Source organism: Pseudomonas sp. GD03875 (genome assembly GCF_029840585.1).
In the GTDB taxonomy this organism is placed as follows: domain Bacteria; phylum Pseudomonadota; class Gammaproteobacteria; order Pseudomonadales; family Pseudomonadaceae; genus Aquipseudomonas; species Aquipseudomonas paralcaligenes.
The window spans coordinates 28,544-40,883 of the sequence record NZ_JAOCCV010000015.1; the positions used below are offsets into that span (position 1 = coordinate 28,544).

The 12,340-nt window shown below is 54.0% G+C and carries 9 protein-coding genes and 1 pseudogene; 7 read left to right on the plus strand and 3 right to left on the minus strand.

All coding sequences use genetic code 11. The features are described 5' to 3' along the window. Positions 1 to 11 precede the first annotated feature (11 nt). Both N5D30_RS14595 and N5D30_RS14600 read right to left on the minus strand, forming a co-directional pair. The gene (locus N5D30_RS14595; protein WP_021701995.1) at positions 12 to 1,679 is read right to left on the minus strand and encodes an ATP-dependent helicase; all 1,668 of its coding nucleotides are present in this window, start codon (positions 1,677 to 1,679) and stop codon (positions 12 to 14) included. Continuing rightward, positions 1,676 to 3,598, minus strand: coding sequence for a TOPRIM nucleotidyl transferase/hydrolase domain-containing protein (locus N5D30_RS14600; protein ID WP_021218898.1), 1,923 nt, complete (start codon positions 3,596 to 3,598; stop codon positions 1,676 to 1,678). Before N5D30_RS14600 ends, N5D30_RS14595 begins: the two co-directional genes overlap by 4 nt. A gap of 999 nt (positions 3,599 to 4,597) precedes the next feature. Between N5D30_RS14600 and N5D30_RS14605 the strand changes: the two genes are divergently transcribed. The 3 genes and pseudogenes from N5D30_RS14605 (at position 4,598) to N5D30_RS14615 (ending at position 6,836) form a co-directional block, all read left to right on the plus strand. Beyond that, positions 4,598 to 5,377, plus strand: coding sequence for a hypothetical protein (locus N5D30_RS14605; RefSeq protein WP_021218897.1), 780 nt, complete (start codon positions 4,598 to 4,600; stop codon positions 5,375 to 5,377). Positions 5,378 to 5,807: 430 nt separating this feature from the next. Continuing rightward, positions 5,808 to 5,906, plus strand: a pseudogene (locus N5D30_RS14610) (helix-turn-helix domain-containing protein); the annotation flags it as partial. A 576-nt stretch (positions 5,907 to 6,482) separates the two neighbouring features. Next, positions 6,483 to 6,836, plus strand: a complete 354-nt coding sequence (locus N5D30_RS14615) for a histone-like nucleoid-structuring protein, MvaT/MvaU family (RefSeq protein ID WP_021218895.1) — start codon at positions 6,483 to 6,485, stop codon at positions 6,834 to 6,836. Positions 6,837 to 6,914: 78 nt separating this feature from the next. Here N5D30_RS14615 and N5D30_RS14620 read toward each other — a convergent pair whose 3' ends face one another. Beyond that, positions 6,915 to 7,331 carry a hypothetical protein gene (locus N5D30_RS14620; RefSeq protein ID WP_228723522.1) on the minus strand — a complete coding sequence of 139 codons (417 nt, stop codon included), beginning with the start codon at positions 7,329 to 7,331 and terminating at the stop codon, positions 6,915 to 6,917. 234 nt (positions 7,332 to 7,565) lie between these two features. Here N5D30_RS14620 and N5D30_RS14625 point away from each other — a divergent pair, with 234 nt between their 5' ends. The 4 genes from N5D30_RS14625 (at position 7,566) to N5D30_RS14640 (ending at position 12,207) form a co-directional block, all read left to right on the plus strand. Continuing rightward, the gene (locus N5D30_RS14625) at positions 7,566 to 8,261 is read left to right on the plus strand and encodes a class I SAM-dependent methyltransferase (RefSeq protein WP_021703171.1); all 696 of its coding nucleotides are present in this window, start codon (positions 7,566 to 7,568) and stop codon (positions 8,259 to 8,261) included. After that, a complete protein-coding gene (locus N5D30_RS14630) occupies positions 8,258 to 8,977 on the plus strand; it encodes a lipopolysaccharide kinase InaA family protein (RefSeq protein WP_021703170.1) in 720 nt (239 codons plus the stop codon). Before N5D30_RS14625 ends, N5D30_RS14630 begins: the two co-directional genes overlap by 4 nt. A gap of 558 nt (positions 8,978 to 9,535) precedes the next feature. Next, a complete protein-coding gene (locus N5D30_RS14635; RefSeq protein ID WP_021703183.1) occupies positions 9,536 to 11,482 on the plus strand; it encodes an LTA synthase family protein in 1,947 nt (648 codons plus the stop codon). Further along, positions 11,479 to 12,207, plus strand: coding sequence for a phosphatase PAP2 family protein (locus N5D30_RS14640; protein WP_021218890.1), 729 nt, complete (start codon positions 11,479 to 11,481; stop codon positions 12,205 to 12,207). The genes N5D30_RS14635 and N5D30_RS14640 overlap by 4 nt, the downstream gene beginning before the upstream one ends. The last annotated feature ends 133 nt before the right edge of the window (positions 12,208 to 12,340 follow it).

The following is a 12,340-nucleotide window of genomic DNA, read 5'->3' on the forward strand; positions in this document are numbered from 1 at the left end:
GAATTTAATAATTAGAAGTGCTGCTTGGTGAGATGGCGCACAACATGGCTCACAAACTCGGCATGCGGAGCTCGATGCTCATCCCATCTTCTTGCGTTCTTTGGCCATGGCCTGTAATCCGCAGTTGTAAGCACAAGCCGGTTTTTGGCCCTAGAGATTCCAACAAAGAACACGCATCGCTCTTGGTCGAGTTGCCCCCAGAACGTTTGTTGCTCGACGCCAAGCACAACTACCGAATGAAACTCCAAACCTTTGCTTTTATGCATGGTTAGGAACCGAACTGCCGAATCGTCAGAAAGCCGTGCCAATGCTCTGAGTAAATCTGGCTCTGTAGCCAGTAGCCCTCTGATGCGCTCACGAACTTCGCGAACAATCTCTAACAGACGAGCCTTGGAGCGGTAGTCGGCGGAGAGTGCACTGACGGACGAGAAGCCTAGTTTTTTGAGGAATTCATTGGCCATATCCCACCATGAGGCATATGGATTCGCTGTTTTGCGCTCTTGCTTAACTTTCTTCAGGTGCTCACGATAGGTCTCTTCGAAGATCCGTTGGGCACTGCTTCGGCTGTCGTCGTCCTCGAACGGGGTGAAGTGGTCCATTAATCGAGACCATGCTTCTGCTTGCTCCTGGCCGTACAGGCAAGTGAGGTAGTCGACTACAAGGCTGACTGCCGGCTCTTTCAGGAGATCCTGAAGGTTGTGATCGTTGCGATGAGCGATTCCCAACTCAGTGAGTCGAAACATTAGGAATTCGCCGTACTCTTCAATCTGACGAGGCATCAAAACGGCGATCTGACTAGGTGGTATGCCTTCCTGAGAAATCCAGCGCTGAATAAGGTTCGCTACAGCCTGCGCTTCCTCCGCGGCATTTGGGAAACGCCCCGCCAAAATCTCCCCCCCATCACCCTTGGCAAGATCTTCCGGCATCACCGCATCAGCCTCAATCTCCCGAATGACGTCATTCTGCATCCGCAGAAGGGCTGGCTGGGACCGGAAGTTCAAGAACAGGCGCAGAGGGCGGGCACCAAAGTCGTCAGCGTAAGTTTTGAAGATTCCTTCAAGTGCGCCTGCCCAACCCATGATGGTCTGCTTGGTATCTCCTACAGCGGTCAGGATCGCTGGTGTACCGTGGAACAGCAGTTTTATCAGTTCGTATTGGTCTGCAGTGCAGTCTTGGAATTCGTCAAGGAACACATGTGAATAGGACTGACGTATTGCATTGCGGGCGATCACGCTCTCTTTCACGATCCGAAGGGCAAGCGGGAGCAGATGATTGAAGGTGATCTGTTTGCCTCGGATGTACTGTGGACCAATTTCGTAGTCTTGGCTCAACGCCTCATCCACCAAAATTGGGTGGAACCGATCAATGATCCTCTTCGCAAAGCCATGAAAGGTAACGCTGTCGAAGCGTGACGAGTAATCCCAGCCACAGCGAAGCTGAACCCGCTGTTTGAGATTCCGACTGGCATCGGTCTTGAACGAGACGGCAAGTATGCGTTTCGGGTAGCGGCAGGAGTTCGTACGTAGAAGAAAGTCCGCTCGCTGCGCAAGTACTTCTGTTTTGCCTGCACCAGGACCAGCAGTAAGCACTACTGACTCTTCTCGCTCCCGGATAGCCTCCCACGCATTTCTCTCCAGTCGAATTCCTGGGGAGGGAACCCAGCGTTCAGGCTTGATCATTCCGGTGACTCATCGAGCCGTTCGATAACTTTATCTGCGAGCCGATCCAGCGACTCAGGCAGGCCATCAAGAAGCTCCTGATCAGTGAGCCTTCCTAGCGCGCCCAAGTGGGCTGCAGGCTTGCTGCTCAACTTGAAAAGCTTGTGGTAAGCCTCGAACAAGCTCTGTTCATCTTCGTCGTATTGGTCGGGATTGAAATGGCTATCTCCTAAGACCTTGGTGTGGCTCTTTGGGGTTGCTGCGATGGCTTCAGCCTCATATGCCTGTGGGAAGGCACACAGCATTGCAAAGTCCAGATCCAAGGGGTCGGAGAAGAAAACGCTCCTTTTTTCGAGCTCGTTGAAGAGGCTTACTGTTCCACTCTCGAACCAGTTATGGGTTCGTACAGGCGTGTTGGGATCGTTCCATTCATGGTAAGGCCAGCCAGCGGGTAGGTTATTTTCAGGAGCATACTGAGCAAGCTGGTCCCTGACGTACTTCACGCGTCCCCACCCGCCCTGATGGCGGCCGACATCAAGGTCAAGGAGCGTGATGTAGGGAGTTCCGATCGCTGAGAGCAACCGCCAAAAGTGGTTCACATGGCGACCACCGAGCGGGGCAATTGCAACAGCAAATTCATCGACAGGTGCCCCCTTCGCCTGAAGGATTCTGGGCAGTACGATCTCTTCGCTATCACCTTCCCCCAGCACCACCAGTCGAGCGAAATAGATCTCAGGAAACGCCTGCACCGCCTCCCTAACAAACTTGTAAGCGTCGGTATGCTTCTGAGGTAGCTGAATAGTTGTGACTTGGGTGCGCCGATCTCCATTCAGTCGCAGGTACCGGATGTTTTCAGGCTCAACCCGCCGCAGCATAGAGGGCGCTTGAGTGGCTATCAGTGCTTGGGCATCCACGTCGACTGAGGACTTCAGCGAGTTGACGATGCGGCCGAGGTAATGTGGCGAAAGGCTGTTTTCCGGCTCTTCCACCGCGAGGATGGTGAATGCCGGCGGTTTCAATTTATGGGGATCGAAAGCCTTGTTCTCTCCCGACCTCACATCACGCCCTATCGTGAGTGCTGACAGGACCAGCGAGAGGTACAGCATGGACTTCTGCCCATCACTCAGGCGTGCAAAGTCAACCTGATTTTCTCCATGGCCAGGGCTGAAGGAGACAGTGAGGTGCCGAAGTAATGCTTCGATCTCAGAGTTCTCAAACGTCAGGCGGGGCGATGCAAAGAAGTCCCCCTTGTGCAGACGCTGCCAAGCAGTGGTGAGGCTATCGCTCAGTGTTTTAACTGACTCGTTCTCAACAAGGCAGTCAGTAATTTGCTCTGTGAGATCCTTTACCGTCTCTCGGTCTTCAGTCCAGTTGGCAGCTCGTAGGAGCCGCCCCAGAAGGGCTGTTGCGCCGTAGGCGACGTGATCGGAAGGATCGCGCTTGGCTGGGAGGTAGTGGAGATGGATTGTGTCACGATGCCGTTTTGGAACCGCCTGTTTCGATACAGGCTCGTCATTCTCGTCCGTCTTGGTGACGAAGAGAAATTGCTCTTCAATCTCCCCATCCTCGTACAGTGTTGCCTCTAGGCGAAAGCGTATCCAAGGGGTCCCTCCCACCTCGCGCATTGCCATTTGCCCGAAGAACGGCGGCACAGTGTCGTTATCATCGTCCTCGAGTGTTTCCTCAAACGTAAAATCTGCTTCAAGCCACAGATGACGCTGCTCGGGCTGCTTCGCTTCAGTGGCAGGGACGTGAAAGTCTGAACGGCGGATTCGGCGTAAGCTGGGATCAACTGAAAACATCCGGCAGAGTGCCTGCAGCGCGGCTGTTTTCCCTGCACCATTAGGGCCTAGGAGGTAGGTAACATCTTCGAACGAGATCTCCTCCGCTGCCGGCCCAAAGGACTGGAAGTTACTGATAAGCAGATTGCTCAGCCTCATCGCTCAGATTCCCTTCTGACTAATCTTGTTGTTCGTTTTCTTCGGGGCCGCAGGCTAGCGGATGGCACATCCTACAGCCGCTCTTGTTCGTCCCGAAGAAGTAGCTCTCTGAAGCATAAGTCAGGAATGAGCCAGCTTGCAGTATCAAATATGCCTGTCTGGCGAAGCTGCAGTCCGATCAGAGGCTGTTTCGTAAGCAGCTGGATTGTGGCCGCTCTAGCTGCTGAATCGCCCCATAATTCGTAGGCGCTGGAATGCCACTGTTAGTCCCTAGCTGTCCTCTACGGGATGTCCCTTTACGGCCGATTCTGTTGAAAAAGTCGGTTTCTGAGCGAGCTGCGTTTTGGTAGCTCAGAAAGCACTCGATTTCGGTGTTGCTACGTAAAAACCAAGACAGCTCTTCCTTCTGAGCAAGCCAGATTTCAACGTCGCTCACGCTCTTTCATGGGGAAAAATTGCGACGGGACTTTTTCAACAGAATCGGCCGATTCTGTTGAAAAACTCGATGTGCGACAGAGCTGCTTGCTCGTAGCCGGAAAAATGTACAAATCGAGCGCTTCTACGCGAAATCCAGAGCAACTCGACCAGCGCAACGATTCAGATTTCAGCCTCAGCCGTGCACTTTCGGCGAAGAAAATCGCCGAGGGAGTTTTTCAACAGAATCGGCCAATAGCGGACGCTGGACTATCACTCCCTCGGCTTCTGAGCTATCGAGCGAAGTGGCGACAGCACCTGCTTCTTGGTCTCACTGACTAACGACTCCTGCTCGAAGACTGGTAAGGCTGCTTTTATTTCCCTCGCTGGGCGGACCTGCCGAGTTTTGTTCAGGACAGCAGATCGCTCCTCCCGCGTAATGTTGCCAGGCCAACGAAAACTTCACGTGCACTTGACAGGCACTTCACACCTTCGCCTCTAACCTCCTTCGCATTTCTTGGCAAAGGCGGTGGGTGTACACGCATCCCGGCGAGCCTCGAACAACGACAACACGGAGGCTCCAGCATGCGAGTGGACAATAGTGATTGGGCCGATGCCCTGCAGAACAAGGTTCCAGTGGTGGCACTGGTGTTTTGGGTGATCAAGATCCTGTCGACCACGGTTGGGGAGACGGGGGCTGACTTCCTGATCTTCAAACTGCATTTCGGGCTACCGCTGACCTCCTTGATCATGGGGGCGTTGCTGGTGGCGGTCATGTTCATCCAGTTGCGCAGCGAGCACTACGTGCCCTGGAAGTACTGGTTGGCGGTGGTGCAGGTGAGCATCTTCGGGACTCTGGTTACCGACAGCCTGGTGGACACCTATGGTGTGGCGCTGACCACCACCACCGCGGTGTTCAGCGTACTGCTGGTACTGACCTTTGTGCTCTGGTTCGCCCAGGAGAAGACCCTGTCGATCCTGGCCATTTACCCGGGGCGGAGGGAGTTCTTCTATTGGACGGCGATCCTGATGACCTTCGCGCTCGGAACCGCCGCCGGTGACTTAGTCGCGGAAGAGCTGAAGCTGGGCTACGCGATCTCGGCCCTATTCTTCGCCGGGTGCATCCTCGCTGTGGCGATCGCCCACTATTTCTTCCGCCTGGATGTCGTGACGGCCTTCTGGGTCGCCTATGTGCTCACACGGCCGTTCGGAGCATCCGTGGGCGACTGGCTATCGCACTCAGCCAAGAAAGGCGGGTTGGGGCTTGGAACGGTCGGAACCAGCGAGGTGTTCGCCGTCATCATCATTGCACTGGTGTGCTACCTGAGCTGGCGCGATCGCCCACGGGTCCAAGCAGGCAGGTGACTTGGGAAGGCTGGCGGCGAGAATGCCGCCAGCCTGTTGTCATTCCAGTTCGGACAGTCGATTGCCACGTTGATCATTACTTGAATGGCTAACAGTGGTTGGCTGCCCGGCTGAGCACGAAGATTGAAATTCCAACCTGCGGCCAAACGAATACTACGTGTCCGGCAAGCTGCTGTTCACCGACAACTTTATCCAGCGTGTATGTGAGTCGCCTACAGGGCTCATTCACCAACCACCGCAGCAGCTGAGCCCACTGCTCGCCAACCCGGGCGAGTGGGCTTGCCCGGCAACCTAGGTGTAGGCAGCACCAGTAATTGAGGGCGCCCCCCCGTATTGGCCGATCCTCGCGGCCATGATTTGACACAAAGTTGGGAGCTGCCTAGCAAACGATAATGCTTATATTTGCGAGCTGTGGTGTTCCAGGCCTCAGATCCATAAGCTTCGGCAAACGCTAGACAAGCCATTCGGCACGCCCTTGCTACATACTATTCGAGGCGTAGGGTTTCGGCTCGCTGATCTTAATGAGTAGGGCGAATGATCAAGGGGTGAACTTTTTCCGTTCCACACTACCTTATCAAGCTACGCATACCTGCCAGCATAGGTATTACGAAGCTCGTTAAGGGATAATGATGGATGCTCAATCCGCGCTACGCGCAAAATTGGCTTTGTCTGCTCGCATTGAGCGTGATCGCCTTCGAACTGCCATGCAGGCGCCAATTTCTGCGCCTCGGTACCGTGTGCTTTATCTGAAGGACGGTAAAGAAAAGCACTCTGCGTGGTTTTACAAGCATGACTACGCTAGGGTGGCACTTCAGTTAATGCAGAAGAAATACGGAGATAAGAAAGCAATTATCTACATCGATTAGGCGTTTTCGTGCCAAGCTAGAGCACATGCCAATCGATGATCATGGTTCTTTATATATCACCGCTTCTACGCGCTTGAGTGGGGTGCTTTGCCATGAAATGGGTGGGGAGGTATCAGGCTTCACTAGGCCGTACGGCATAAATTTAGTGCATTGGTCGACCTATTCGTCGTTAATTTCCTCGCTGCAGATGGCTCGTGTTAGAGTGATTTAATCCAATACACCCTAATAAAGGTTTGTCTATGTCTAAGCTTGCAGAATTCAAGGCTCTTGAGGCTCAGCTTGCCGCTCAGATTAAGCAGCTCGATGTGCTTAAAAATGATGGTGGTTTGAAGCGTGAAATTGAGTTTGAAGAAAAGCTACGCAAGCTCATGGCTGAATACGGCTTTAATTTGGGAAGCGTCATTTCTCTTCTCGACCCACAAGCAAGTCGCCGCTTGGCTCCGGCAATGCAGGGGCAGCGCCGGAAACGCCAGGTCAAGGTTTATAAGCATCCAGAAACCGGTGAAGTGGTTGAGACCAAAGGTGCCAGCAAAGTGCTGAAGGCTTGGAGGGCGCAATACGGAACTGAAAAGGTAGACGGGTGGTTGCAGTAAGTCAGCCGCGTCGATTGCGAAAGGCCAGGCATTGCCTGGCTTTTCTTTTGGAGAGCGGTTGGGTAGATATCACGTAAATTAGTGTTCGGAATCCAATTGCTTTTTCTTCGAGAAGGCCTCACCCATTCGAGATTTTACATGCCTACGCCACTCGTTATCCTCGTCGGTAGGCTTGTTGGCGATCCTGTCTTCCTCTGCTTGAAGTGCGTCTTTGCACTGGCTAAGCCCATCCTCCCACCCCATTTTGTACAGCGAGTCGTTCATGTACTGCCGTACATCTTTTCGAAATGGTTCTAGACCTCCTCCAGCATGCCGACCGCTGCTGCAGCCTGCATCGAAGCCATCAACATAGGTTGGTGGGTAGCCCTCGTATAACATCTGTTCTTGAGTGTTTTGGCAGCCAGATATGAGCGCTGCTGAAAAAATTAGACATGCAGCTAATAGGGGTGAATTTTCATTATTTAGTAATGAAAATGATGTATGCGGGCGATGCATTGACTGATTCCAGGGTGTAGCCTTGAAGTCAGTCTGTTCTTTCTGTTGTTAAGCAGTCGTCAAGATATTGTGAAAAAAACATCAAGCTTAATTGAGTGTTACTGCCACACTGCTCGACGCTGAAATATTAAGTAACCGTTGCTCCGCAGTTGACGAATTTTTCGCATTTTTTTAACGAGTGCTTGATGCCCGGATCTCTAGGGTGGTCAACCAGACCATCTGGAGCGCTATCTCATGCTCAAGCAAGACCCTATCGAGCTCGAATTTTCCCGCAAGTACGACCGCGACCATGCTCAGCAATACTTTGCTAAGCATCAGGATGGTCTGGCTCGACGAATTTCCCATTGGCGGGATGTGGAGGTTGCACGACAAGCACTTAAGCTTGCGGGCGATCCCGCACAAGTTCTGGATCTGCCTAGTGGCGCAGGCCGCTTCTGGCCGCTGCTCTGCGAGAACCCTAATCGAGTAATCCTTGCTGCTGACAACTCTGCTGAGATGCTTGAGATAGCTAGGCAGGGGCAGCCGAAGGATGTTGTCCGGCGGATCACTACCTTCCAAACCTCCGCTTTTGATATTCAACTCAATGACAGTGAAGTGGACTGCGTCTTCTGTATCCGACTGCTGCATCACATCGAGTCTTCAGAGCATCGCCTTGCGATGCTACGAGAGTTCTCCAGAGTTAGTCGCGATAGCGTCATCGTCTCTCTCTGGGTTGACGGCAATTTCAAGGCCTGGAGGCGCCGGCGCCTTGAGTCGAGACGAGCTCTGAAAGGTCGCCCAGCGCAGAACCAAAACCGCTTCATCGTTCCTCGATCGGTGATCGAAAGTGAGTTTAAAGAGGCAGGTTTCCAGGTCGTTGGCCACCTGGACTTCTTGCCGGGCTACGCCATGTGGCGCACATATGTCTTGCGTAAGGCTCCCAAGCTATGAGCCTGCATACGATTACCAGTGCTGCAGGGCGGGTGCAGAAGGGCGCCAAAGGCCTTCGCTCATTTGATCGTTGGTGGGACAGTGGTGGGGAATGGGTAGAGCCAGCCAATAAGCGGCGGGGAGGAGAGAGCGGAGTGCGCATTTTGCGCTCTCTTAACGATGAGCGGCCGGATCTCTACTGCAAGCGTCAGATCGGCCACATCTATCGTTCTCTTCAGCACCCAATGGGACTACCTACGGTGCTGCGTGAGCGAAAGGCGTACCTGGCATATGCTCGCCTCGGTATTCGAACACCAAACATTGTTTACTGTGGAGCCCGTCGCAGTGACGGAAATTGGCAAGCGCTACTGGTGACAGAGGCGCTTCGTGGTTTCGTTAGCCTTCAGGACTGGTATCGAGTTCAGGGTGAGACTCACGTTGCCCAACACCTCATGGCGGCGCTTGGCACAGAGCTGGCTCGGTTGCACAAGGGTAGGTGGCAGCATGGCTGCTTGTATCCCAAGCACATCTTTGTCAAAACCCTCACCAATACCTTGGGGGGAGTGCAGGTCGAAGTTGCTTTGCTCGATCTGGAGAAGAGTCGGCAGAGATGGAGTGTCGGCAAGGCCTCTCGAAAAGATCTATCCCAGCTGAGGAGGCACTGGGGAGAGCTCCCCAAGGATGATCTGCTAGCTCTCGAGGGATCCTACCAGCTTGCTCTAAGAGGGGCTTTGTAGGGGGCTGTGGCTGTATATCTGTGATGGCGGTGTCTGTGAAATGCGCCCCATGGCATTGCTGAATGCCAATTATTGGGGACGAAATAGTTGCAGATAACTCCTGCGGTCCTTGATCAGGCCGAGTGTGCTGGAGTCTTGTTTGATGCTCGGACGGGGACTTGGCTATCAGCCCTGCTACCTACCGGTGCGCACTCTGGAGCCACTGTTTCTATCTGGCTGAGCAATCTGCATTTTGGGGCTGCCTTACCGAGTCTTTGTCTGTGTGATGGGGTTGGGAGTAACCCTTCTAAGCATCACCGATGTAGTCATTTGTCAGACAAAACATCATGTCGGGGTTCGGACAGTTCATCGCTCAGTCAGTAGCAAAGAGCAGGCTCGTGCCTGTTCCTGAAGGGCGAAAATTCTCGCATAGCACTCACGTCTCAATCAGAAGTTACTGCTGCGTCATCAGAGTTCTAGATGCGCGCACGGCGTTGACAGCTTTTTCACATCTTCTTCACCAGTTTTCGACGGCGCACTTTGCAGACTGCCGGGCATTTCTACTGCTCGGACTCTCGTATGTTCACTCCCCGCACTGCGCCTATGCGTTTCCTACTACTGCTGCTGACCTGTTGGCTGGTGGTGTTTTTGGGTACTCGGGCAGTCTTGCTTGGTTCTCACCTTACTGAGGCTGGCGGCGCGTCCGCTGGAATCTTTGCTATTGGAGCACTTTATGATCTTGGCTTCCTGGCTTATGCAGCTTTCCCTCTAGGTTTGTATCTGCTGCTGTGCCCGCCAGTGCTTTGGCGACGTCCTGGGCATCGGATTTTTCTGATTACTCTGTTTTTGGTCAGCCTGTTTGCCATGCTTTTTGTCTCTACAGCCGAGTGGCTGTTCTGGGACGAGTTCGGAGTGCGCTTCAACTTCATCGCCGTGGACTACTTGGTGTACTCCGATGAGGTGCTTAACAACTTGCTTGAGTCTTATCCCATCGGGTTGCTACTGCTCGGTCTCGGCGCAGTTAGCGCACTGCTGGGGGGGATGCTCCGTCGCCCCCTCATTGCGGCCTTGAATGCACCTCTACCGACGTGGTGCTCTCGTGGCATCGCCGTGGCTGGGTTGGGTTTTGCTGTAGTTCTGTCCGCAGTGGCGCTCAATCAAGACAGTCCCCGAGGGATGGGGGGGAACGCATACCGCCACGAGCTAGCGAGCAATGGTCCATATCAGTTCTTTGCGGCGTTCCGGAACAACGAGCTTGATTATCAGCAGTTCTACAGCACGCTGCCTGATGCCCAGATCGGCCAGCAGTTGCGCCAGGAGATGAGCGAGCCGACTGCACAATTCACTAGCGATGATCCGGTGGATATTCGCCGGCAGATCAACAATCCAGGAGCGCCACGTAAGCTCAATATTGTCCTGGTGACCATCGAGAGCCTGTCAGCCAAATACTTGGGCAGCTTCGGTGATCCGCGGGGGCTGACCCCGAACATGGATGAGCTGCGTAAGCAGAGCCTGTTCTTCAACAATTTCTACTCAACCGGTACCCGGACAGACCGAGGCCTTGAGGCCATCACGCTTTCCATACCGCCGACGCCAGGGCGTTCCATCGTGAAGCGCATTGGGCGTGAGAGTGGCTATGGCAGCCTCGGCCAGCAGCTTGCGTCTCAGGGTTACGACAGCGTCTTTGTTTATGGCGGTCGCGGCTACTTCGACAACATGAACGCTTTCTTCAGCGGGAACGGGTACCGCGTGGTCGATCAGAGCAGTGTTGATGAGGCCGACATCCACTTTAAAAATGCCTGGGGCATGGCGGACGAGGATCTTTATGCTCAAGCACTTCGCTTAGCTGATGCTGATCATGCAGCTAGCAAGCCGTTCCTGCTGCAACTGATGACCACCTCCAATCACCGTCCATACACATACCCGAGTGGTCGCATCGACATACCTGCTGGCGATGGGCGTGAGGGGGCGGTTAAGTACACCGACTGGGCTATCGGTAACTTCCTTGAGCAGGCCAGAAAGAAGCCCTGGTTCGACAACACCCTGTTCGTCTTTGTAGCTGACCACTGTGCAGGTAGCGCCGGCATGGAAGATCTCCCGGTGGCCAATTACCACATCCCATTGTTCCTATACGCCCCCAAGTGGCTTCCGGCTCGCGAGGATGGTCAGTTGGCTAGCCAGATTGACCTAGCTCCGACCCTCCTTGGTTTGCTGAACCTTGACTACACCTCCACGTTCTTTGGCCGCGATTTGCTTAAGAGCAATGCTGCGCAGCCTCGGGTTCTTATTGGCAACTATCAGCACCTGGGCCTTTTCGACGGCAAAAACCTGGCCATTCTCAGTCCGCAAAATCATATGCGCCGGCATGACGATGCCTTGGGCGAAAGCCGGGAGTATCAAGTGGATGCTCAGGATCCTCTGATGCAAAGGAACATCAGCTACTACCAGGCGGCGAGTCATGCTTTCCAAAACGGTCTATTGGCCTGGAAGCCGTTTGAAAAGCAGATGGAGGTGGGGCAGCAATGAACCAGCAGCGATATTCAGTCCGTTTTGATAGACGATGGTGGTACGGCATCCCTCTCTTTTTCATTGCCCTGCTTTTAGCTTTTGAACCGACCAGGTTGGACTTCGCAATCGCGGACCTCTTCTACGTCCATGGGTTGGGTTTCATAGGGCGACATAATGATTTTCTGGAGAACGTGCTGCACGATCGTGCGAAGCAGTTGGTGATAGCTGTTGGTGTCCTGGCGTTGATTGGCTTTGTGATAAGCCTGTTTCCGACTCGGCTGAGACCTTTGCGCCTGACATTGGGCTACTTGGTGCTGGCTATGGGGATATCAGGGGGCTTCGTTAGCCCGCTCAAGCAAGTGACCCAGATGCAATGCCCATGGAGCCTCGAGCAGTTCGGCGGAGTAGAGCATTTCTCGCCATTGCTAGGTGCACGAGCGGAGCCCGTAGAGAAGCCCGGGAACTGCTGGCCGGGAGGCCATGCTGCTGCAGGTTTTGCATTGTTTGCACTGTTCTTCGCTTTGCGAGATCGCCGCCCTAACGTCGCTCATGTTGCACTGATAGCTGCCACCAGCTTGGGGACTTTGTTTTCGTTGGTGCGTATGGCTCAGGGGGCTCACTTCTTCTCGCACAACTTATGGACAGCACTACTGTGCTGGCTCATCTGCCTCACTCTGTACGACTTGATGCTGTATCGCCCTCAGCCGATGGCTAGCACCGCGCCGGTCACTGAATTACGGTGACCTTGCTGCAGCCTGTGGTGGCAGTCGGAGCGACGTTCAATGTTCCCGGTAGAGGCCATGTTGAATAGCCAATTGTCGACTCCCTTCTATGCTCGGAGCGCTGGGGTAGAATCCGGTTAGCTACCCGCCGGCT

What these genes read in the sequence shown, in the direction of transcription:
- N5D30_RS14615 (WP_021218895.1), top strand. Translation starts at nt 6,483, where the DNA reads ATGTCTAAGCTTGCAGAATTCAAGGCTCTTGAGGCTCAGCTTGCCGCT.
- N5D30_RS14625 (WP_021703171.1), top strand. Translation starts at nt 7,566, where the DNA reads ATGCTCAAGCAAGACCCTATCGAGCTCGAATTTTCCCGCAAGTACGAC.
- N5D30_RS14630 (WP_021703170.1), top strand. Translation starts at nt 8,258, where the DNA reads ATGAGCCTGCATACGATTACCAGTGCTGCAGGGCGGGTGCAGAAGGGC.
- N5D30_RS14635 (WP_021703183.1), top strand. Translation starts at nt 9,536, where the DNA reads ATGTTCACTCCCCGCACTGCGCCTATGCGTTTCCTACTACTGCTGCTG.
- N5D30_RS14640 (WP_021218890.1), top strand. Translation starts at nt 11,479, where the DNA reads ATGAACCAGCAGCGATATTCAGTCCGTTTTGATAGACGATGGTGGTAC.
- N5D30_RS14605 (WP_021218897.1), top strand. Translation starts at nt 4,598, where the DNA reads ATGCGAGTGGACAATAGTGATTGGGCCGATGCCCTGCAGAACAAGGTT.
- N5D30_RS14595 (WP_021701995.1), bottom strand. Translation starts at nt 1,679, where the DNA reads ATGATCAAGCCTGAACGCTGGGTTCCCTCCCCAGGAATTCGACTGGAG.
- N5D30_RS14600 (WP_021218898.1), bottom strand. Translation starts at nt 3,598, where the DNA reads ATGAGGCTGAGCAATCTGCTTATCAGTAACTTCCAGTCCTTTGGGCCG.
- N5D30_RS14620 (WP_228723522.1), bottom strand. Translation starts at nt 7,331, where the DNA reads ATGCATCGCCCGCATACATCATTTTCATTACTAAATAATGAAAATTCA.